This window comes from Nocardiopsis lambiniae (genome assembly GCF_031845465.1).
Classification (GTDB): domain Bacteria; phylum Actinomycetota; class Actinomycetes; order Streptosporangiales; family Streptosporangiaceae; genus Nocardiopsis; species Nocardiopsis lambiniae.
Map to the genome: position 1 here is coordinate 1 of NZ_JAVREP010000003.1, position 19719 is coordinate 19719.

Genomic DNA, 19719 nt, shown 5'->3' on the forward strand with positions numbered 1-19719 from the left:
GCAACTCCAACACCACCGGGCGCTCGGAGGTGGGCTGCACGGTGGCGTGCGCGATGTCGTCCACCCCGTCGTGATCGATCCGCCAGGCCACCCCGGGCGAGTACAACGCGATCGGGAAGGGCGCCCCTTGGACCACCAGCCCGTCGGGGTGGGCGGTGATGCGCACCGGGGCCCGCCCGAAATCGGGGCGCGGCGCGAACTCCACCACCGCCGGCGCGGTCCCGGTGATGGCCCGCACCAGATCGGTGCGGCCCGGCCCGGTGTCGGTGGCCAGGTGATCGATGACCTCCAAACGCGAGAAACGGGTGCGCACCGTCATCGTGTCGGGCTCATAACGCTGGCCCAGGGGCCGACCCCGGTGCGCGGGGGCGATCGCGAACACCCCCGCCCCGCGCCCGCCCAGCAACTCCGCGAACAGCGCCGGGGAATCGGGTTCGGGGTGGCACAACCACAACAGGCGGGCGTCGGGGCCCACCAACGCCACCGACGCCTGGTTGGACAGCAACGACATGCGCTCGATGGGGGTGGGGCGCTCCCCGAACACCCAGGAACGGCGCTCACCGGCCAGCAGCGCCAACAGCGCCGCCGCCGCGGGGGTGTGGGCGACCCGGTGCGCGGCCACCGACGGCTCGGCCAGATCCCCCACCCGCACCCCGGCGTCCGCGCCGCCCAGGTGCAAGAACACCGGTTCCTCGCCGTCGCCGCCGCCGATGTAGAGCACGGCGGTGGCGTCGGTCTGGGTGCGCAGGACCTCCAGGGCCTCGGCCTTGCCGTGGGCGGAGGGGTCCACGATCAGGTCGGTGTCGAACTCGGTGCCGTGCGCGCCGACCAGGCGCACCTCGGCGGGCAGGCGGGACAGGGCGGCCAGGTCCCGCAAGGGGCGGGCGGAGATGACCGCGCACACCGTGCCGGGCAGCTCGGCCAGATCACGCAGGGCGCGCACGGCCTCGGGCAGGGGACGCCGGTCGGGGGTGGTGTCGGCGTCCAGGGGGGCCAGCGCGCCGTCGTAGTCACAGGCCACCAGCAGCCGCGAGGCCCGGGCCAGAGCCGACACACGCCGACGCACATCGGTGGGCAGGGGGTCGGGGGTCGCGCCGGTGGGCTCTTCCGGCATCTCCGGAGTCACCTCCGCAGCCTGGGTGAGCGTCACGTTGCCTCCTCCGCTGGTCCATGTACGACCTGGGGAAATGGGTGATCTGTAGGACTCCGCGCGCATACTTCCGGTTCACACGGAACTGGTGTGAAGAACGTAGAACCCTGGGCTTGTGGCGCGGGTGGGGCTTCAGGGGACTTGAGGCAGATCTCAGGAACTTTTAACGCGGATATGGATGAAAGGGATCGCGCGAGCCGTCAAGATCCGGTCCTCCGGAAGACAACGCGAGACTACCTGCGCTTTGTGGTTCCTGTGACATCGGAGTTGTGTGATGGGGATCACGAAAAGATGACTTTTCCGTGGTCGGCGGGATGCGTCCGAGAGGGAGGGTTTCCGCCCACCGCGGCTCTTCGGACGATGAGAGGCCGGTCCGACACGGCCGCGATCCCTCCCGCTTCCGGCGATGTGCCTTCCGACACCCCGGGTCGAACCCGAGGGAACGCCGATGACCTGCCAGGACGCCTGATCGAAGCGGATGGAGGGGGACCCGCCGCGAGGGCGGGCCCCGGACGGTCAGGAGGACTTCTCCGGCTTGCGCAGGTGGTGCACGAAAGCCGGCGGGACGTTGGCGAACACCTTGTCGGACCGGATGCCGTACCGGTCGATCCGGTCCTGCACCAGCCAACTGGTGCGCGCCTGCCGCAGGTAGTCCTCACGGCGGGCGATGACCGCCTTCACCTCCTTGGTGTACAGGTAGCCGTAGAAGGACAGGTAGCCGCCCGGGCGCAGCACCTCGAAGTAGTAGTCGAGGATGTCCCGCACGGTGTCGACGGTGAAGTTGGCGAACGGCAGGCCCGACACGATCACGTCGTAGGTGCGGTCGGTGCCCATCTCGTCGACCAACATGGCGTGCACCGTCGCCTGCGGGGCGATCGGTGCCAGCACGGGGTCGGTCTCCAGCAGACGTTCGATGTGGCCGGCGAACTCGGGGTTGGCCTCCACGAGGTCGACGGTGTCCCCCGGGCGCATGGCGGCTGCGATGCCACGGGTGATCGCCCCCGTTCCAGCGCCCACCTCCATGATCCGCAGTGGTTCTTCGGATACCGGACGGACGCGGACGTGTTCGGCCATCGCGTGGGCCAGCGCGGGGCTGCTCGGCACGATGGAGCCGGTGGCGTGGAAGGTCCGCAACGCCTGGGTGAAGAACAGCCTCGTGTCGCGCAGGCGCTCGTCCAGCCGAAGGGCGGACAGGGGTCCGGTGGTGCTCTGTGTCTCGGACATGATCGAACGCTAACCCCTGTCGGCCCCCGGCGGGTGACACGGGTGATCCCGCGTGGTGAATTCACCTGTGGACCATCCCACCCGGGTTTCGGGAACCCCGGCGGTACAGGGCATCGCGGGCCCTTCCCGCTACGCTTGTCCCATGAGCGAAGCGGTCGACACACCCGGAACCGACCGGGGACGCCCCCGGACCGCGCTGGTGACCGGCGCCTCCGCCGGGATCGGTGAGGAGTACGCGCGCCGCCTGGCCCAACGCGGATACGGGCTGGTGCTCGTGGCCCGGCGCGGGGAACTCCTGACCGCGCTGGCCGAGGAACTCGGCGAACTCTACGGCGTTCCCGTGGAGACGATCGCCGTCGACCTGGGCACCCGCGAGGGCGTCGATCGGGTCGTCCGACGCCTCACCGCCGACGGCACCGATGACCGGGCCCCCATCGACCTGCTCGTCAACAACGCCGGACGCGGCGACGGCGGACCGTTCGTCGACCAGGACCCCGACGAGATCGACGCCATGCTCGACCTCAACGTGCGCGCCGTCCTCCACCTCACCCGCGCCGTCCTGCCGGTGCAGATCGCCCGGCGCGCCGCCGACGACAAGGCGAAGGTGGGCGTCATCACCGTCTCCTCGCTGGCCGGCGAACCGGTGGTCAACCCCGGCGGTTCGGTCTACGGGGCGAGCAAGAAGTTCCTCACCCTGTGGAGTGAGAGCGTGTCCGCCGAGGTCCGGTCCTCGGGCGTGACGGTCACCGTGGTCCTTCCCGGGTTCGTGCGCACCGACATGACCCTGGGCGTCCAGGAGAGGGGGCTGCCCGAGTTCGCGTTCGTGCCCAAGGACCACATCGTCCGCGACTCGCTGCGGGCCTGGGCGGCGGGCCGCCCGCACGTCATCCCCGGTCCTCAGTACAAGACCGCCGACGGTCTGCTCAAGGTGCTGCCGCGCACCCTGGTCCGGGTGCTGGCCCGCCGGATGGTGTGACGTACTCGTGCCCGCATACTGAGACTTCTCGCCCTCCCTGCGGCGCCGGCCCTCCGGACCGCCTACCCTGGTAGCGCACTGTCGGTCGAGGAAAGACACCATGAAGACCTTCGAAGAGCTGTTCGCCGAGCTGTCCGAGAAGGCGCGCTCCCGCCCCGAGGGGTCCGGGACCGTCGCCCAGCTCGACGCCGGCGTCCATGCCATCGGTAAGAAGGTCGTCGAGGAGGCCGCCGAGGTCTGGATGGCCGCCGAGTACGAATCGGACGAGCAGGCCGCCGAAGAGATCTCGCAGCTCCTCTACCACCTCCAGGTCCTGATGCTGGCCCGTGGCCTGCGGCTGGAAGACGTCTACAAGCATCTGTAGGTCGGCGCGCCCCATCGGCGCGTGCGGCCGCTCGGACGTCTTCAACCACGCAGAGCCAACGACGAAAGCCAGACACATGCCCGACATGTTGAGAATCGCCGTGCCCAACAAGGGCCAGCTGTCCGAACCCGCCGTCGAGATGCTGCGCGAGGCCGGGTACCGGCAGCGCAAGAGCAGTCGCGACCTGGTGATGGTCGACCCCGACAACGAGACCGAGTTCTTCTTCCTCCGCCCCAAGGACATCGCCGTCTACGTCGGTGAGGGCATCCTCCAGGCCGGGATCACCGGCCGCGACATGCTGCTGGACTCCGGCGCCCCGGTGGACGAGGTCCTGCCGCTGGGGTTCGGCGGGTCCACGTTCCGGTTCGCCGCCCCGAACGGCGCGAACATGAGGGTCGCCGACCTCGACGGCAAGCGCGTCGCCACGTCCTTCGACGGTCTGCTCCGCTCCTACCTGGAGAAGGAGGGCATCGAGGCGCGCGTCATCCACCTGGACGGCGCGGTCGAGAGCTCCGTGCAGCTGGGGGTGGCCGACGCCGTCGCCGACGTGGTGTCCACCGGCACCACGCTGCGCCAGGCCGGGCTGGAGACGTTCGGAGAGCCGATCCTGGTCTCGGAGGCGGTGGTGATCCGTCCCGTCGACGCCGAACCCGAGCCCAAGTTCGACACCCTGCTGCGCCGACTGCGCGGCGTCCTGGTCGCCCGCGACTACGTGATGATGGACTACGACGTGCACGCCGAACGCCTGGAGGCGGCGGTGGCGCTCACCCCGGGCATGGAGGGGCCGACGGTCTCCCCGCTGCACCGGGAGGGCTGGGTGGCGGTGCGGTCGATGGTGCCGCGCCGGGACGCCCAGCGGATCATGGACGACCTGTGGAAGTTGGGGGCCCGGGCGATCCTGGTCACCGACATCTACGCCTGCCGTCTCTGACCCGGACGCTTTCAGGAGGGGCCCGCGATGTCCATCGCGGGCCCCTCGCTCTCTCAGGCCGGGACGACCGTGATGGCGTACTCGGTGCCGGCCCCGTGGCGGGGGATGTCGACGTACAGGATCCGACGCTCCTCGTCCCAGTCCGAGGTCCACCCGGCGGGGGCGTCCACCGTGAGTTCGTGGTCGGGGAAGGCGTGCGCCGGGAGGTGGATCTCGGTGGGTCCGGACACCCCGTCGCGCTCGGTGAAGCGGAGCCGGAACCCGGCGGCGTCGTAGGAGACCTCGACCGGCCGGCCGGCGACCGCACGGGGGTAGGCGCGGGACATGACCTCGACCAGCGGCCCCGGGGTGAGGTCCTCGTCCGCCCACGGGCCCCAGCCGTCGTGGTCGTTGGACCAGTAGGCGCGGCCGGTGGCCATCGACTCGGTCTCCTCCAGCATGCGTCGCACGTAGTCGCCCGCCCCCGGTCCCGACATGTCCAGGCCGAACTCGCCCAGCACGATGGGGGCCTCCAGGCGTTCGGCGGTGACGCGGACGCTGTCGGACCAGATCCTGATGCTCGTGTCGACGGTCTCGCGCGAGTCGCCCTCGTAGGACCGTCCCAGGTCCATCGGCAGCGGGTAGGCGTGCGGGGCGTAGACGATGCGGGGCTCTCCGTCACGGGGGTCGGTCAGGTAGGGCAGGGCGGAGGGGAAGCCCCAGTTCACGCCGACGGCCTGACCTTCGACGAAGACCCAGGTGTCCTGGTCGACCTCGCGGATCCGGGTCAGACAGCGGCGGTAGAGCTCGGCGAGGGGGCCCGCCTCGAAGTCCGGACCCTGGAGACTGCCGCCGAAGGGTTCGTTCATGAGGTCGTACCCGATGACGGCCGGATGGTCGGCGAAGCGGGCGGCCAGGTGGCGCCAGGCGGCGGCGTAGTCGTCCATGAGGCCGGGGTGGGCTCCGGTGGTGTTCCAGAAGTGGTCGAAGGAGCGCATGACGCCCGGCTCCAGGTAGACCAGCTCCCACATGTCCCGCGACTCCACGGGCAGGCCGTCGTTGTGGGTGGCCCACGCGGGGGCACCGTTGCCGGAGTGCTCCTCGGGGCTGGTGTGGCGGCCGTAGAGGTCCTGGTGCATGTCGAGGAGGACGTGGTGGCCCCGCTCGGCGTACCAGTCGACGCGCTCGGCGACGGCGTCGAGGTACTCCTCGTCGTAGACGCCGCGTGCGGGTTCGAGCGCTTGCCATTGGACGAGGAAGCGGACGAAGTTGGTGCCCATGAGGTCGTACTCGGTCCGGACGTCGTCCTCGGTGATCCAGGGGAGGTGCTCGGGGTCGCCCTTGGCCGAACCGGAGGTGTTGAAGCCGTGCAGGAACAGGGCGCGCCCCCGGTCGTCGGTGATGTAACGGGTGGGGCCCGGGTCGTGCCGCGTGAGCACGGCCAGGAGCCCGGGGAGGAGGAGTAGGACGGCGAGGACCGCCAGACGTTTCAAACCGCGTCCTTCGGGGGGTGGGGAAAGGAGACGTACGTCACTATCCTGCAAAACGTGAATCTTATTCGCAATATCCCGGCGGTCACGGCCGCCTCCGCGCTGCTGCCGTGCCTGCTGTTCGGCTCCGCGGGATTCCTCACCCGGCTGGGCGCGTGGAGCGCCTGGCCGATGCTGCCGAGCGCGCTGGGCGCGCCGTTCGCCGTGCCGGCTCTGAGCATCGTCCCGATCGGTGAACAGCCCTGGTCGGCGCTGACCGTCGAACTCGTCGCCGTCGCCGTCCTGGTCGCCGTCGTGTGGTGGTGGACCGCCCGATCGGTGCGGCGACGCCCCGACGCCTCCGCCGGGCGGGCGTTCTTCGCCGGGTGGGCGGCGTTCGCGCTCGGGGCTATGGCCTCCGGCGCGCCCCGGGCGCTGGTCCCGGCCTGGGAGATGGGGCTGGGGCCCCTCGGGTGGTACGCGCTGCTCGCGGGCGGCCTGGTGACCGGCCTGCTGTGGGGTTCGACACTCGGGTGGGTCTGCGGGGTCGCCCGCGTCGCGGTCCGGGGGCGGGTGACGGTCGCCGCCTGAACATCCGAGCCTTCGGGGGTTCCGGTCCCACCGCGCGTCGTCGACCGCCCGTTCGGTGGTGTTCACCCACCGTTCGTCCCCGCTGATCCCCGGTGGCCGAAGGTGGTCGTTTCCGGGGGAGGACGCGGGCGGTGACAGAGGACTGTGTAACGATGCCCGAATGATCGAAGACTTCCGCCGCGCCGTCGCCGACGTCGTCGCAGCCGCCCGGACACGGCCGCACGACGTTCTTCCGCTCGCCGGAACGCTGTTCCAGCTGGCGGGGCACGTACCCGTCGGAGAACGGTCCGAGGCGCTCGCGGTCATCGCCGAACGACTGCGCGCACCCGAGCGGATCGCGCTGGGCGCCGTGGCCGACCTGTCGGTGCTGTGCGGTGCGCTCGTCGAGGTGGGGACACCGGCCGGGCCCGCCGGCGTCGAGATCACCCGTCGGGCCCGCGAGGTCGGCGCGCAGGCGCTGCGCTTCGCCGAAGCCTGGGAGAGCACGGGCGACGACGACCCGCCCCACCCCAGGGAGACGGGAGAGCCGCACCGGGCCCGGGTCACCCCGGTGCTCGGCGACGCGGACATGTACACGCTCGCGGCGTGGGCGACGATGCAGCCCTACGGGATCGCCGTCCGCGCCGTCCTCGGCGACGCCGAGGTGCGCGTCGCCCTGCGCGAGGATCCTCGGGGGCTGGCCGAGCTGCTGGCGCTGGCCACCCGGATGCGCCGCCACGTCGAGGAGTTCGCGGAGGTGTACGAACTCCTGCTGATGGCCGAGGTCGACCGGTTGCTGGTGCTCGACCGCGTCTCGGGGCGGGCCTTCCGGGTGCGCTTCGACGGGGTGGGGGACAACTTCCAGCTGCACACCCTGCTCGCCGACGCGCTCATCGGGCCCGAGGGGCGCGGCGTCCCGGGACAGCGGCCGATGCCGGACTGGGTGGCGTCGGCCACCGACCTGCGCGACGATCCGCGACTGTCGATCGTCGACGGCGAGTGGGACCTGGTCGGCGGTGACGGCACCTGGGTGGGGAACGAGGCCACGCCGGGGGCGGTCCCCCTGGTGAACGGCGAACGGGTGCTGGTGCTGGAGCCGATCTCGCTCAAGCACACCTGGCGCACGGGGCGCCGCCACCCGCACATCCCGGGATGGCTGCGGGTCGAGGAGGAGCTGAACCGCGACGAGGCCGCCGCGTGGTGGACCCGGGTCCACGCGGCGGGCAGTGTGCTGCACCCCCTGGTCCAGAGCCAGGAGGAGACGTCGCCGGTGGTGGACGTGCCGCCGGAGGAGACCTCGGGCGCCTGGAACGCCGATGACGAGGTGACGGAGGTTCCGGAGCTCCTCGAATCCCGGGGTGGAACGGGTTCCTCGGGTGTTCGGAACACCGATGACGAGGCGACGGAGGTTCCGGAGTCCCTGGAACCCCGGGGTGGACCGGGTTCCTCGGGTGTTCGGAACACCGATGACGAGGCGACGGAGGTTCCGGAGTCCCTCCTGTCCCGACGCGGGCCGGACTCCTCGGCGGACGGTCCGTGGAGCCCCACCGGTGACAGGGCCGCCCCGCCGCCTCCGGAGCCGTGGGGTGTGCCCGCTGAGGAGCCCTTCGGAGGCCACGGGACCGCGCGGCCGTGGGACGCCCCCACCACCGGAACGCCGGGCGCGCACGAGCCCGCAGAGCCGTGGAGCACCGTCGGCGGGGAGACGCCCGGGCCCGCCGAGCCCCGGAGCGCCGAGAACGACCGTGGCGCCGCGGGGCGGCCCGGTGAGCCCGAGCCCTTCGAGTCCCGGAGCGCGCCCGATGACCCGGCCGCCGCCGGAGTCTCCGGTGGAGGGGAGGAACCCGGCGAGGGCTTCGTGCCGCCCGGGGCGTCGCTGGTGCCGCCTCCGCCCGCCGAGCAGTGGGAGGTCGAGGAGGAACCGCGGCCCGAGGCGGATCGCCCCCGGACCGATCGGGTCCCGCCCGGGGCCGGGCTGTTGGAGCCGATGCCCGAGGGCGTCTCCGACAGCAGCGGCTGGGGCCCTTCCTGGAAGTCCTGACCCGGAGACGCGCCCTACGGGGTCACGGTCGGTCGTCTGCCGGGCGGGACTGGAGGGCGGCCCAGATCAGCGGGATCTGCAACGGCACCCGGCCCCAGGCGACGACGCGGTTGTCGGCGAGCCCCGGCAGGCGGCCGGTTCCGGAGTCGAGGGCCATCCGTACGTTGGCCGGCCACACCGCCAGGAGGAGGCCCGCGCTCGCCGGTCCCGCCCAGCGGCGACGGGTCAGCAGCCCCAGGCCGCAGGCGATCTCGGCGACGCCGCTGCCGTACACCCAGGCGCGCCGGGCGGGCAGGGAACGGGGCATGATCGCCTCGAAGGGTCTCGGTGCCGCGAAGTGCAGCACCCCCGAACCCAGGAACAGACCGCCGAGGGCGTAGGGCGCCACCTTGCGCAGGGTCTTCACTGTTCTCCTCCCGGTGTCGGAGCACCTAAGTTACCCGTCGGTCACAAGCTGGGGAAGGGCTCGGGACCCCCGGTTTCCCGGGCTTGCGCTCGGCGGCGACGCGCACCGGGACCCGCCTCGACCACCGCCCGGCCCGGAGCACCCTCCCCGCGACCACGGGGATCCCGCCCTCGGCGGTGAACCCGTTCCCCGATCGCCGCCGACCACGGCGGAGCGGTCTTCGCGAGGTGCGGGGGGAGGCACCGGGGGCCGGTTCCGACGGTTCCCCCGCCACGGTCGGTGCCCCTACGGGCACAATGTGGGGATGGAGACACGACAGGTGCAGGAAGAGAAGGAGACATTGGCCCGTGTGAAGGGCGAGACGGGTGGGGATCTGGTGCTGCTCCGGGTGGGCGCGCACTACGAGATCTACTCCAACGGCGTGTTTCTCATGGACACCCGTGACGGCACCTCGGAACGGGAGATGGTCCGCGCCAGTCTGGCCGCCCTGCCCCGGGGACGCTCCCGGGCCCGGGTCCTCATCGGCGGCCTGGGGGTGGGCTTCTCCGCGCGTGAGGCGCTCGAAGACCCCCGCGTCAGCCTGGTGGAGGTCGTCGAGCTGGAACCCCAGGTCATCGCCTGGCACGACGGAGAACTCGGTGAGGCCGCCGAATACGTGCACCGCGACCCCCGCTGCCGGGTGCACAACGCCGACATCGTGGCCTGGACGGAGGCGGCGGCCACCCGCCCGCAGCGCTACGACGCGATCTGCCTCGACACCGACAACGGCCCGGACTGGACCGTCACCGAGGCCAACGACCGCCTGTACCAGGCCGCGGGCCTGGACCTCCTCAAGGGACTGCTGGCCCCCGGCGGCGTCCTGGCCTTCTGGAGCGCGAACGCGGTCGCCTCCTTCGAGGCGCTGCTGCGGGAACGCTTCGCCCACGTGGACGTGGTCGAGGTGCCGGTGGCCCTGGACATCCCGGACATCGTCTACCTGGCCCGGGCCGCCTGACCGGCGACGCGGCCGTCGGGGATCACCGGTGATGGACGGCGACCGGTCCCCGGGCCGTGTCCACCCCGGTCGTCGAGCGGTGTGGGCCCGCCCGTGAAAGCGCCGTGGTCCCGGTCTCGGGGCGGCGATCGCCGCCCCGAGACCGGGACCACCGTCAACGGTGCACGGGACCGCCGTGCGGGCCGCGCCGCCTAGCTCCGGGAGGACATGAACCGGGCGAACTCCTCCAGGGAGATCCGGGAGTCGCCGTCGGTGTCCATGGAGCGGACCACGTCGGCGGCCTGCTCGTCGGTGCACTCGTCGCCCAGGTTGCGCATGAGGGCCGTCAGCTCCTCGGCGGAGATGCGGCCGTCCCCGTCGATGTCGACCAGGGCGAACGTGGCGGCGTACTCGGAGGTCTCGGGCATTGTCTCTCCCAGGTGGGGGTCCGTTGGTGCGGAAAGGCTACCGGTAGGACGAAGGGCCGTGCCGGGTGGTTCTCACCCGTCACGGCCCTTCGGAGGAACGTGTCACCTGCTCACCGAGGCCCGGGAACCGATCCACCGGGCGATCACCGTGAACAGCAGCACCAGAAGGAACAGGGACAGCGCCGCGCCCCACGCGCGGTCGATGCCCGCCTCGAACGGCTGGGTCGCGCCCCGGTACAGCTGCATCGGCACCGCGCCCTGAGGCGAACCCTGGAAGGCGTTGACGATGATGCCGGTGCCGAACGCGGTCAACAGCAGCGGCGCGGTCTCACCGATGCCGCGGGCGACCGCCAGCATCGAACCGGTGGTCAGACCGGGAGCGGCGGCGGGCAGGACCGTGTGGACGATGGTCTGCCACTTGCGGGCGCCCAGACCGTAGCTGGCGTTGCGGAGCTCGTTCGGCACCAGCCGCAGCATCTCCTCCGCCGAGCGTGTGACGATCGGCAGCATCATCACCGCGATCGCGACCGCGCCCACGAACGTGCCGAAGCCCAGGGAGCCCCAGCCGATCACCAGCAGGCCGTAGACGAACAGACCCACGAAGATCGACGGGATACCGGTCATGACGTCGGTGAAGAAACGGATCGCGGCGGTGAGCCGGTTGGGCCCGTACTCCACGATGTACACGGCCGTGGCGATACCGAACGGGATCGACATCACGACCGCCAGCGCCATGATGTACAGGGTGCCGAAGAAGCCCGCGGCGTAACCGCCGCCCTCGCGCCGGGGCGGGGGCTCGGTCGCGGTGAAGAACTCCAGGCTCATCACGCCGATACCGCGCCGCGTGATCTCGAAGATGATCAGGACGAGCGGGATCATCGCGATGACCATGGCGGCGGTCAGTACGACCGTGGCCACGTTGTTCTTGAGGCGTCGGCGGCCGGAGCCGCGGGGGCTCACGCTCAGCGGGACGTGCGGGGCGGGTGTGAGGGTCGAGGTGCTCATACTGCGGCGTCTCCCGTGAACTGTCCCAGACGCCAGACGATGACGCGGGCCAGGATGTTGACGATCATCGTGACCAGGAACAGGGCGACACCGATCGCCATCAGTCCGGTCCGGGCCTCCGGCGAGGACTCACCGAAGGTCGCGGCGATGTGCGAGGCCATGCTGCTGCCGGTACCGAAGAGGCTGGCGCCCCAGGACTGGGAGCCGCCGATCAGCATCAGGACGGCGATGGTCTCACCGAGGGCGCGGCCCAGCCCCAGCATGCTCGCGGCGACGATGCCGGAGAAGCTGGAGGGCAGCACCACCTTGGTGATGACCTCCCAGCGGGTGGAGCCCAGGGCGTAACCCGCCATCTGCTGTTCCAGCGGCTGCACCGCGATGACCTCGCGGATGATCGCGGTCATGATCGGCAGGATCATGATGGCCAGCACGATGCCCGCCGGGAAGTAGCCGACGCCGCGCACCGGGCCCTCGAAGAGGAAGAACCACCCCAGGGTCGACTCGACCAGTTCGAAGAAGGGGCGCATCACGTTGGGCAGGAACCAGTGCAGGCCCCACAGGCCGAAGATGACGCTGGGCACGGCGGCCAGCAGCTCCACCGTGTAGGAGAGCGGCTTGGCGATGCGGCGCGGCGCCAGGTGGGTCAGGTAGACGGCGACCATGATCGCCAGCGGCAGGGCGATGGCGATCGCGATGGTCGCGGTGACCAGGGTGCCGTAGATGAAGGGCCAGGCACCGTAGGTGCCGGTGATCTCGGTACGCGATCCACCCGAGTCCCAGGTCTGTCCGAAGAGGAACCCGAAGAAGCCTTCCTTGGCGAAGACCGGCCATGCCTCGGTGGTGGTCCGGAAGACCATCAGCGCCAGGATGACCAGCACGGTGGTCCCACAGGCGGCGACGGTCCACTTGAAGATCGGGTCGGCGAACCGCCCCCTGCTGGACTGGAGCGTCCTGCGCTGTGGGTCCTCGGGAGCCTGCGGGGCCTCGGGGGCCTCGGTGGACATGTGCTTCTCCTCTGTGGCTTTCGTGGGGAGTGGAGAGCGTTCCCGCCCCATCACCACGGGGCGGAGGAGGGAGAGAGGGCGGTGGCCGGGACCCGGGGCTCGGGCCCCGGCCACCGCGGGTGGTCACCGGGAGGGGAGAGGGGATGCCTCGTCGCCCGGGCGACCGTTGTCGCCTAGTTGGCGGAGTTGGTCTTCTCCAGCTCGGCGACGACGCGCTCGGTCAGACCCTCGCCCAGAGGCGCGTAGCCCAGTTCGCCGGCCAGGTCGCGGGCGCTCTCGTCGGTCAGGGCCCAGGTCCAGAAGTCGATGATCGCGTCGGCGTTGGCCTGGTCGTAGCCGCAGGTGTAGGTGAAGATCCAGTTGGAGCCGGCGATCGGGTAGCCCTCGCCGCCGACGTTGTCGATCGCGAACTGGAAGTTGTCCGGGACCTCGACCTCCTCGGAGGCGGCGATGGTGGCCTCCAGGGTCGGCTCGATCGGGTTGCCGTCCTCGTTCACGATGCTGGCGACGGCCAGACCGGCCTCCTGGGCGAAGGACTGGTTGACGTAGCCCAGACCGCCGGGGTTCTGGGTGATGCCCTGGGCGACGCCGTCGTTCTGCTGGCCGCCGACCAGACCGTCGGCCCAGTCCAGCTCCTTACCCTCGCCGTACTCGTCGGCCCACCAGTCCACCTCGGTGCTCAGGTAGTGGCTGAACACGTAGGTGGTGCCGGAGCCGTCGGAGCGGTGGACCGGGATGATCTCGTCGCTCGGCAGGTCCAGGTCGGGGTTGAGCTCGGCGATGGCCGGGTCGTCGAAGCTGGTGATCTGGCCGTCGTAGATCTGGGCGATGGTCTCGGCGTCCAGGACCAGGCCGTTCAGGTCCTCGTTGTCGAACGCGATGACCACGGCGCCGAAGACGACCGGGAACTGGACGGCGACGCAACCGCGGGCCTCTTCGGCCGCGGTCAGGTCCTCTTCGTCCAGGTACTCCTCGGAGGAACCGAAGTCGACGGTCTGCTCAAGGAACTGCTCGACGCCGGCACCGGAGCCGACGCTCTGGTAGTTGATCTGGACGCCGGGCTGGACGTCGCTGTTGTAGGTGTAGATCAGGTCCTGGAAGAGCGGGTCGGGGAAGCTGGCACCCGCGCCGGTCAGCGAGGCGCTGAGCTGCTCGCCGCCGTCGCCGCCGTTGCCGTCGGCACCGTCACCGGTGTCGCCTCCGCCGCCGCAAGCCGTGGCGAGCAGGGGGATGGCCGCCAGGACGGCGAGCTTGGAACGCCCGTTGCGCATGTCGAAGTTCTCCTCGTTGAATCACCGATGTCGGGGCTGACGTGAAACGACGCTAAAGGCGGAGAAAGTCGTGCTGACATCGGAATGGCAGCCAGACGGTGGAAGTCGGATGAATGGCGGGTGAATGGCGGTAACATTTATGTAACGCGGAGCGTGTGGCCAGGTGGTGGAGTTCCGTTGCTGTGTTTGAACTCACCGTGATGACCTGCGGGTATGCCAAGAAGTGCGGGGTGTGCGCGATCATCGCGCCGATGTTCGTGGTTGTCTTCTCGTTCACTTTTGCGTCCGCTTCGACGTGAAGTGACGCGAACATGAACAAGGGGCCGCCCCGGCTGCCGCCGGGGGACCCTTGATGAGAGATCAGAACATGCTCTATCCGCCGTTCGCAGTATCCAATCGATAACCGATTCCGCGCACCGTGTGGATGAATCTGGGGCGGGCCTCCGAGTCACCGAGCTTGTGCCGGAGACGACGGATGTGCACGGCGATGGTGTTGTTCACCGGAGGCAGGGGTTTGCGCCAGACCTCGGTCCACAGCTCCTCGCGACTGACCACCCGGCCGGTGTGCCGCAGCAGGAAGTCCATGATCCCGAACTCCCGCAGGGCCAGGTCGACCGGGTCGCCGTCCACGAACAGCCGGTGCCCCAGGGCGTCCAGCTCCAGTGCCCCCGAACGCAGCGACGTGTGCGGCCCGCCGCCCTGTTCCAGCATGCCGCCCCCGTCCATCCCGGGAAGGGAGCCGCGCAACAGGGCGGCCAACTCGGGGATGCGGTAGGGGCGGTTGACGCAGGCGGTGGCCCCGGCGGCCAGGGCGCGCAGCGCCCGCTGGGAGTCACCCGGGCCCACCCCGATGAGGATCGGGATGTCGGTCGCCCGCCGGGTCACCCGCACGAGTGTCTCCAGGTCCACCTCGGGCGGGGTGGCGCTCGTCACGATCGTGTCCGGACGCATCAGTCCCACCCGCAGGAGGGCCTCGGCCCCGTCGACGCACACCGTGATGTCCACGTCATGACCGCTGAGCGAGAGCACCAACTGGTGCGACTGCTCCGACTCCGGCTCCACCAACAGGACCCGCAGCGGCCCCTCGGCGCGCTCCACGGCGTCGTCCAGCGCGCCCGAGGGGCGGGGGACGGACGCGGAGGCGGAGAGGGCGGTCATGGTCGTGGATCCACTTCGTCGAAGAGAGGTGTGTCGAAGAGGCGTGCGAAGGCGGTGCCGATCAGCCGAAGCGGCCGGAGATGTAGTCCTCGGTGCGCTGGTCGGCGGGCTTGCTGAAGATCTTCGCGGTCTCGTCGAACTCCACCAGGCTGCCGTAGCGATCACCCTTGTCGTCGACGCCCGCGGTGAAGAACGCGGTGCGGTCGGAGACGCGGGCGGCCTGCTGCATGTTGTGGGTGACGATGACGATGGTGTACTCCGAGGCCAGCTCGTACATCAGGTCCTCGATCTTGAGCGTCGCGATCGGGTCCAGTGCCGAACAGGGCTCGTCCATCAGGATGACCTCGGGGTTGACCGCGATGGTCCGGGCGATGCACAGACGCTGCTGCTGACCGCCGGAGAGGGCGAACGCGCTCTCCTTGAGCTTGTCCTTGACCTCGTCCCACAGGGCGGCCTTGGTGAGGGTCTCCTCCACCAGGTCGTCCATGTTGCTGCGCACACCGTTGATCCGCGGACCGTAGGCGACGTTGTCGTAGATCGACTTCGGGAACGGGTTGGGCTTCTGGAAGACCATGCCGATGCGCCGGCGCACCTCGATGGGGTCCACGTGCGGGGCGTACAGGTCCTCGCCGTGATAGGTGACGTCGCCCTCGATGCGGGCACCGGGGATGAGGTCGTTCATCCGGTTGAGCGTGCGCAGCACCGTGCTCTTGCCGCAGCCCGAGGGGCCGATCATGGCGGTGATCTGCCGCGGGCCCACCTTGAGGTCCACGTCGCGCACGGCCTTGTTGGAGCCGTAGAAGATGGAGAGGCCGGAGACCTCGAAGACGGGGTCGCCCAGTCCGGGCACCTCGCGGTTGTACCGGATGGCGTCGGGGGCGACTCCGCGAGCGGAGGCGGTGTTGCTGATGGACATGGGGCCACTTCCGGGTCGGACGGTGCTTGCGGACTCAGAGAGGGTGAACCGGCGGAGCGCGGTCGAACCCATGCAAATATGTCCGCGTGAAGCGGAGGTGAACGAATCTCGTTGCCCAGGTGAACGTGGGCGGTGGACTCGGATCCGTGATGACGCGCGCCGTTGTCGGCCCGTCACCGAACCGGTCGCTTCGGTCCCGACGGGGTGGCTGGGACACGCGTGACGGCCCGTCGGTCACACACGCTTCCGGGATGACCTGCGAGGACGTCACACCACTCCAGAGGGCGTGGCCGGACGCGATCGGCCATGTCCGTTGGCGGACACGACCGTGCCCCGGTCGACGCGGACGTCGACCGGGGCACCGGGGGTCTCCTCAGACGGATTCGCCGGACTGCTCGGCGATCTTCTTCTTGACCTCGTCCATGTCCAGCTCCCGGGCCTGGGTGATCAGGCTCTCCAGGGCCTCGGAGGGCAGCGCGCCCGGCTCGCTGTAGATGACGGTCTGGTCCCGCACGATCATCAGCGTCGGGATGGACTGGATCTTGAACTCGAAGGCGAGTTCCCGCTCGGCCTCGGTGTCCACCTTGGCGTGCACGATGTCGGCGTTCTTGTCCGCGGACTGCTCGAACACCGGGGCGAACTGACGGCAGGGGCCGCACCAGTCCGCCCAGAAGTCGATGAGGACGAAGTCGTTGTCCTTCAGCGTGTCCGCGAAGTTGTCCTTGGTCAGAGCGACGGTGGGCACGAGATCTCCTGGTCTGTCGATATCGGGGGGCCGGTGGGCCGACCACCCCCTTCTTCGGTGAACTACAGCGATGGTGCCCACTCGTTTGTTCCACAAGCGTGTGGAGCGCCACTGTCGGGCTCCACCGGCCCGACGATCTCCTACCCAACACGTGGTGCATACCTGTTTGGGTGGAAAGTGACGTTGGGGCTACGGTCGGACAGGAGGGATGAGAGAGCGGGGGGAGCTTCGATGGACGCCGACAAGGTCGATCACGGAGCCGACAAGGACGGGGCCGTCGACTACCGCTTCACCCTGGCCAACGAGAGGACCTTCCTGGCCTGGCTGCGCACCTCCCTGGCCCTGCTCGCGGGGGCCGTGGCCGTCCTGCACCTGCTCCCCCTGGGATGGGACGACGCGTCGCGCACGGTGGTCGGCCTCACGCTGGCCGCCCTGGCCGCCCTCATCACCGTCTACGCGCCCCTGCGCTGGTACCGGGTCCAGCGCATCATGCGCGACGGGGGCACGCTGAAACCGAGCCTGCTGCCCGTCCTGACGACGGTGGCCGTGGGAATGGTGTGCGTGCTCGTCCTCGTGGGGAACCTGCTGTGAGGAGTCCACGGGACCGGGGCGATCCCGGTCTGCAACCCGAACGCACCCTGCTCTCGTGGCAGCGCACCGTGGTCCTGCTGGTGGTGGTCGCGCTGCTGTTCCTGCGCGGCGAGCTTGTCCCGGGGGCGTCCTTCGTCCCCCAGGCGCCGCCGGTGCTGCGGGTGGCCGTGATGTTCGGGCTCCTCGTCGTCGCCGGTGTCCTGGGGACGCACCTGTGGCTGCGCTGGCGACGGATCGGCGAGGGCGTGCTCGACCCCGAGACCGGGCGGACGCCGACGGCGGTGGGCGCGCCCTGGGCCATGGTCGTGCTCTGCGCGGCCGTGCTGGCCCTGAGCGTGGTGCAGATCCTGACCATCCTCCTGGGCTGAGCGGCCGGGAGGGTGATCCGGCGCCTTCCGGGCCCGGCGCCCCGGCGCGGCGTGGACGCTCGCGCCCGTCTCGACCCGAGTGGGCGGACACCCCGGGCCGGATCGTCTTCCGTGTGTTCCGTCGGTCCCGGGCGGACGCGGTGGGGAGAGGAGGTCTTCGGGCGGCCGGGCTTCCCCTGGTTCAAGGGGGAATCCGGAGCCGGTGGCGAGTGGGGCCGGTCGTCTCCATGGGCGGGGATGGAGTGGTGTGCCCTGGACGGGCGAGAGGCGGGATCTCGGAGAACGTCCGGCGTTCCCGGCCTCGATCGAGTGGGGAACGTGCGTCGGGTGTGCCCTACACCGGCTGCGGAACGCCTTCCTGGGTCCGGCGGTACGTCACGATCGAGTCGATGATGGCGTTGAGGTCCCGGGTCGGTTCGTACCCGACCAGGGCCTTGGCCAGCGAGGTGTCCGGGTAGCGGCGCTGCATGTCCTCGTACCCCTCACCGTAGGCCTCGTCGTAGTCGATGTAGACGATCTCGCTGTTCGACCCGGTCAACTCCACCACCCGGTCGGCCAGCCCCTTGATGGAGACCTCCTCGTGTCCGCCCAGGTTGACGGCCCGGTTGTAGGCCTCCGGGGTGTCCATCAGCCGCAACAGGCCGGGGACCACGTCGTACACCGAGCCGAAGCAGCGGCGCTGCGCCCCCGTCCCGTACACGGTGATCGGCCGGCCCGAGAGGGCCTGCTCGACGAACCGGGGCACGACCATCCCGTAGCGTCCGGTCTGTCGGGGCCCCACCACGTTGAAGAACCGGGTGATCACGCACGGAACGCCCGACTCGGAACCGTGCACGTAGGCGACCAGTTCGTCCAGTCCCTTGGCGGCGGCGTAGGACCAGCGACTCTTGGTGGCCGAACCGTAGATCCGGTCGTCGTCCTCCTTGAGGCCGTCGGTGTCGTTCTTGCCGTAGACCTCGCTGGTGGACGCCACCATGTAGGGCACCCGGTTGGCGACCGCGGCCTCGACCACGTTCTCCGTGCCGTGCAGGTTGATCCGCAGGGAGCGCAGCGGGTTGTCCACGATGTTGTAGACGCCCACCGCCGCGGCGAGGTGGAACACGGTGTCCGCCTCCGCCACCAGGTCGTGGACCAGATCCCGGTCCAGGATGTCCCCCTGGACGAAACGGAAGCCCGGTGTGTTCTCCAGGTGGACCAGATTCTCCGATGAACCGGTCGACAGGTCGTCCAGGACGACCACCTCATGTCCCTGCGCGACGAGGTGGTCGCACAAGTGGGAGCCGATGAACCCGGCTCCACCGGTGACTACAGCCTTCATGGTTTCCCCTCCACTTTTTCACAGGCGTTGTGTCGTCTTGCTGCACGGGGTGATGGCGCGAATGGGATGGCGGGGGAGTCGTGTCGCCGGAGCGGGTGGCCGGCATCGGTCAGGCCAGGCAGCGTAGAACGTGGAAACCCTCTCCGAAGGCCACGCCGGCCTGCATGCCCCGGAGGGCCGCCAGGCTGCGCAAGGTCAACTCCGAGCGGGTGTGGGGGTGTCGGTGGCACTGCGATCCGTACAGTTCCATGGCGTGGATCTTGTCCCCCACCTCCTTCTCGGACAGTTCCACGATGAGGCCGGGGGAGCAGGTCGGCTCCAGCCGCCACTGGTCGGCGGCCTCCTCGTAGGCGAGCGCCAGTCGGGGGTGGTGGCGCAGCGCGCGGTCGGAGGGGCGCAGCGCGGTGTGCACGGCCTCGGCGATGGCCTGGTGGTCCTGGTTGTAACTGGTCCGGTGGGGCGCGACGACCACGGTGGGACGCAGGCGGGACATGGACAGCGGGCTGGAGGCCTCGATGATGTGGGCGATGTCCACCCTCGGGACGGCGTCCAGCCTCAGGTGGTACTCGTCGCCGGGCAGAGCCATGTGCCAGTCGTCCCAGCGGAAGTGGTCGGCGACCTTCTTGATCTCGGCGTAGCGCTCCTCCGCGGTGGAGAAGCCCTTCGGCGACTGGTCTGCGGTGTCCCCGACGGTGATGAACTGCACGAACACCTCGGCGCCGGCGGCCTTGGCCTTGCTCATGAGACCACCGCAGCCGAGTGTCTCGTCGTCGGGGTGGGGGGCGTAGACCAGGATGCGTTCCTGGGACCAGTCCGTCATCATGCTGCTTTC

Annotated in this window: 21 protein-coding genes; 8 read left to right on the forward strand and 13 right to left on the reverse strand. The window is 70.1% G+C overall.

The genetic code is table 11. The annotated features are described in order from the left end of the window. Both RM479_RS06090 and RM479_RS06095 read right to left on the reverse strand, forming a co-directional pair. A partial coding sequence (locus tag RM479_RS06090) for a trehalase-like domain-containing protein (RefSeq protein WP_311510737.1) occupies positions 1–1150 on the reverse strand: 1150 nt, incomplete at its 3' end. 516 nt (positions 1151–1666) lie between these two features. After that, positions 1667–2374, reverse strand: a complete 708-nt coding sequence (locus tag RM479_RS06095) for a class I SAM-dependent methyltransferase (protein WP_311510738.1) — start codon at positions 2372–2374, stop codon at positions 1667–1669. Between the two features lie 142 nt (positions 2375–2516). Between RM479_RS06095 and RM479_RS06100 the strand changes: the two genes are divergently transcribed. The 3 genes from RM479_RS06100 (at position 2517) to hisG (ending at position 4645) form a co-directional block, all read left to right on the forward strand. Further along, a complete protein-coding gene (locus tag RM479_RS06100) occupies positions 2517–3350 on the forward strand; it encodes an SDR family NAD(P)-dependent oxidoreductase (protein WP_311510739.1) in 834 nt (277 codons plus the stop codon). A 100-nt stretch (positions 3351–3450) separates the two neighbouring features. Beyond that, positions 3451–3714, forward strand: coding sequence for a phosphoribosyl-ATP diphosphatase (locus RM479_RS06105; RefSeq protein ID WP_014913038.1), 264 nt, complete (start codon positions 3451–3453; stop codon positions 3712–3714). 76 nt (positions 3715–3790) lie between these two features. Continuing rightward, a complete protein-coding gene (gene hisG, locus RM479_RS06110; protein WP_274810629.1) occupies positions 3791–4645 on the forward strand; it encodes an ATP phosphoribosyltransferase in 855 nt (284 codons plus the stop codon). A 53-nt stretch (positions 4646–4698) separates the two neighbouring features. Here the strand turns inward: hisG and RM479_RS06115 are convergent, their stop codons facing one another. Further along, complete coding sequence (locus RM479_RS06115) at positions 4699–6117, reverse strand: cellulase family glycosylhydrolase (protein ID WP_311510740.1); 1419 nt, start codon at positions 6115–6117, stop codon at positions 4699–4701. A 54-nt stretch (positions 6118–6171) separates the two neighbouring features. Here RM479_RS06115 and RM479_RS06120 point away from each other — a divergent pair, with 54 nt between their 5' ends. Together RM479_RS06120 and RM479_RS06125 are read left to right on the forward strand one after the other, a co-directional pair. Next, on the forward strand, positions 6172–6684 hold the full coding sequence (locus RM479_RS06120) for a hypothetical protein (RefSeq protein WP_311510741.1): 513 nt from the start codon (positions 6172–6174) through the stop codon (positions 6682–6684). Positions 6685–6844: 160 nt separating this feature from the next. Then, on the forward strand, positions 6845–8704 hold the full coding sequence (locus RM479_RS06125; protein ID WP_311510742.1) for a hypothetical protein: 1860 nt from the start codon (positions 6845–6847) through the stop codon (positions 8702–8704). A 22-nt stretch (positions 8705–8726) separates the two neighbouring features. On the opposite strand, the gene RM479_RS06130 is transcribed toward RM479_RS06125, so the two are convergent. Beyond that, a complete protein-coding gene (locus tag RM479_RS06130; RefSeq protein WP_311510743.1) occupies positions 8727–9110 on the reverse strand; it encodes a DoxX family protein in 384 nt (127 codons plus the stop codon). Positions 9111–9414: 304 nt separating this feature from the next. Here RM479_RS06130 and RM479_RS06135 point away from each other — a divergent pair, with 304 nt between their 5' ends. Continuing rightward, complete coding sequence (locus RM479_RS06135; RefSeq protein WP_311510744.1) at positions 9415–10104, forward strand: spermine/spermidine synthase domain-containing protein; 690 nt, start codon at positions 9415–9417, stop codon at positions 10102–10104. Positions 10105–10295: 191 nt separating this feature from the next. On the opposite strand, the gene RM479_RS06140 is transcribed toward RM479_RS06135, so the two are convergent. From RM479_RS06140 to trxA, 7 genes are all read right to left on the reverse strand, one after another. After that, positions 10296–10511 (reverse strand): EF-hand domain-containing protein, encoded by a 216-nt coding sequence (locus tag RM479_RS06140; RefSeq protein ID WP_311510745.1) that lies wholly within the window; start codon positions 10509–10511, stop codon positions 10296–10298. Positions 10512–10613: 102 nt separating this feature from the next. After that, entirely contained in the window at positions 10614–11516 is a 903-nt protein-coding gene (gene pstA, locus RM479_RS06145; protein ID WP_311510746.1) for a phosphate ABC transporter permease PstA, read from the reverse strand. Then, entirely contained in the window at positions 11513–12520 is a 1008-nt protein-coding gene (gene pstC / locus RM479_RS06150) for a phosphate ABC transporter permease subunit PstC (protein WP_311510747.1), read from the reverse strand. Before pstC ends, pstA begins: the two co-directional genes overlap by 4 nt. A 173-nt stretch (positions 12521–12693) precedes the next feature. Then, positions 12694–13791 (reverse strand): phosphate ABC transporter substrate-binding protein PstS, encoded by a 1098-nt coding sequence (gene pstS / locus RM479_RS06155; protein WP_311510748.1) that lies wholly within the window; start codon positions 13789–13791, stop codon positions 12694–12696. A 372-nt stretch (positions 13792–14163) separates the two neighbouring features. Then, entirely contained in the window at positions 14164–14949 is a 786-nt protein-coding gene (locus RM479_RS06160; protein ID WP_274810639.1) for a winged helix-turn-helix transcriptional regulator, read from the reverse strand. Positions 14950–15010: 61 nt separating this feature from the next. Beyond that, positions 15011–15865, reverse strand: a complete 855-nt coding sequence (pstB, locus tag RM479_RS06165; RefSeq protein ID WP_311510749.1) for a phosphate ABC transporter ATP-binding protein PstB — start codon at positions 15863–15865, stop codon at positions 15011–15013. A gap of 373 nt (positions 15866–16238) precedes the next feature. Continuing rightward, a complete protein-coding gene (trxA, locus tag RM479_RS06170; RefSeq protein ID WP_274810641.1) occupies positions 16239–16610 on the reverse strand; it encodes a thioredoxin in 372 nt (123 codons plus the stop codon). A 231-nt stretch (positions 16611–16841) separates the two neighbouring features. Between trxA and RM479_RS06175 the strand changes: the two genes are divergently transcribed. Continuing rightward, positions 16842–17201 carry a YidH family protein gene (locus tag RM479_RS06175; protein WP_311510750.1) on the forward strand — a complete coding sequence of 120 codons (360 nt, stop codon included), beginning with the start codon at positions 16842–16844 and terminating at the stop codon, positions 17199–17201. Continuing rightward, complete coding sequence (locus RM479_RS06180) at positions 17198–17569, forward strand: DUF202 domain-containing protein (protein ID WP_311510751.1); 372 nt, start codon at positions 17198–17200, stop codon at positions 17567–17569. Before RM479_RS06175 ends, RM479_RS06180 begins: the two co-directional genes overlap by 4 nt. Before the next feature lie 334 nt (positions 17570–17903). On the opposite strand, the gene RM479_RS06185 is transcribed toward RM479_RS06180, so the two are convergent. Further along, on the reverse strand, positions 17904–18887 hold the full coding sequence (locus RM479_RS06185) for an NAD-dependent epimerase/dehydratase family protein (protein WP_311510752.1): 984 nt from the start codon (positions 18885–18887) through the stop codon (positions 17904–17906). A gap of 109 nt (positions 18888–18996) precedes the next feature. Continuing rightward, on the reverse strand, positions 18997–19710 hold the full coding sequence (locus tag RM479_RS06190) for a PIG-L deacetylase family protein (protein WP_311510753.1): 714 nt from the start codon (positions 19708–19710) through the stop codon (positions 18997–18999). Between the last annotated feature and the right edge of the window lie 9 nt (positions 19711–19719).

Bases quoted from the DNA above. Each gene is read 5' to 3' on its own strand.
- RM479_RS06095 (WP_311510738.1), bottom strand. From the start codon at position 2,374: ATGTCCGAGACACAGAGCACCACCGGACCCCTGTCCGCCCTTCGGCTG.
- RM479_RS06100 (WP_311510739.1), top strand. From the start codon at position 2,517: ATGAGCGAAGCGGTCGACACACCCGGAACCGACCGGGGACGCCCCCGG.
- RM479_RS06105 (WP_014913038.1), top strand. From the start codon at position 3,451: ATGAAGACCTTCGAAGAGCTGTTCGCCGAGCTGTCCGAGAAGGCGCGC.
- hisG (WP_274810629.1), top strand. From the start codon at position 3,791: ATGCCCGACATGTTGAGAATCGCCGTGCCCAACAAGGGCCAGCTGTCC.
- RM479_RS06125 (WP_311510742.1), top strand. From the start codon at position 6,845: ATGATCGAAGACTTCCGCCGCGCCGTCGCCGACGTCGTCGCAGCCGCC.
- RM479_RS06135 (WP_311510744.1), top strand. From the start codon at position 9,415: ATGGAGACACGACAGGTGCAGGAAGAGAAGGAGACATTGGCCCGTGTG.
- RM479_RS06140 (WP_311510745.1), bottom strand. From the start codon at position 10,511: ATGCCCGAGACCTCCGAGTACGCCGCCACGTTCGCCCTGGTCGACATC.
- pstA (WP_311510746.1), bottom strand. From the start codon at position 11,516: ATGAGCACCTCGACCCTCACACCCGCCCCGCACGTCCCGCTGAGCGTG.
- pstC (WP_311510747.1), bottom strand. From the start codon at position 12,520: ATGTCCACCGAGGCCCCCGAGGCCCCGCAGGCTCCCGAGGACCCACAG.
- pstS (WP_311510748.1), bottom strand. From the start codon at position 13,791: ATGCGCAACGGGCGTTCCAAGCTCGCCGTCCTGGCGGCCATCCCCCTG.
- RM479_RS06160 (WP_274810639.1), bottom strand. From the start codon at position 14,949: ATGACCGCCCTCTCCGCCTCCGCGTCCGTCCCCCGCCCCTCGGGCGCG.
- pstB (WP_311510749.1), bottom strand. From the start codon at position 15,865: ATGTCCATCAGCAACACCGCCTCCGCTCGCGGAGTCGCCCCCGACGCC.
- RM479_RS06175 (WP_311510750.1), top strand. From the start codon at position 16,842: ATGGACGCCGACAAGGTCGATCACGGAGCCGACAAGGACGGGGCCGTC.
- RM479_RS06185 (WP_311510752.1), bottom strand. From the start codon at position 18,887: ATGAAGGCTGTAGTCACCGGTGGAGCCGGGTTCATCGGCTCCCACTTG.
- RM479_RS06190 (WP_311510753.1), bottom strand. From the start codon at position 19,710: ATGATGACGGACTGGTCCCAGGAACGCATCCTGGTCTACGCCCCCCAC.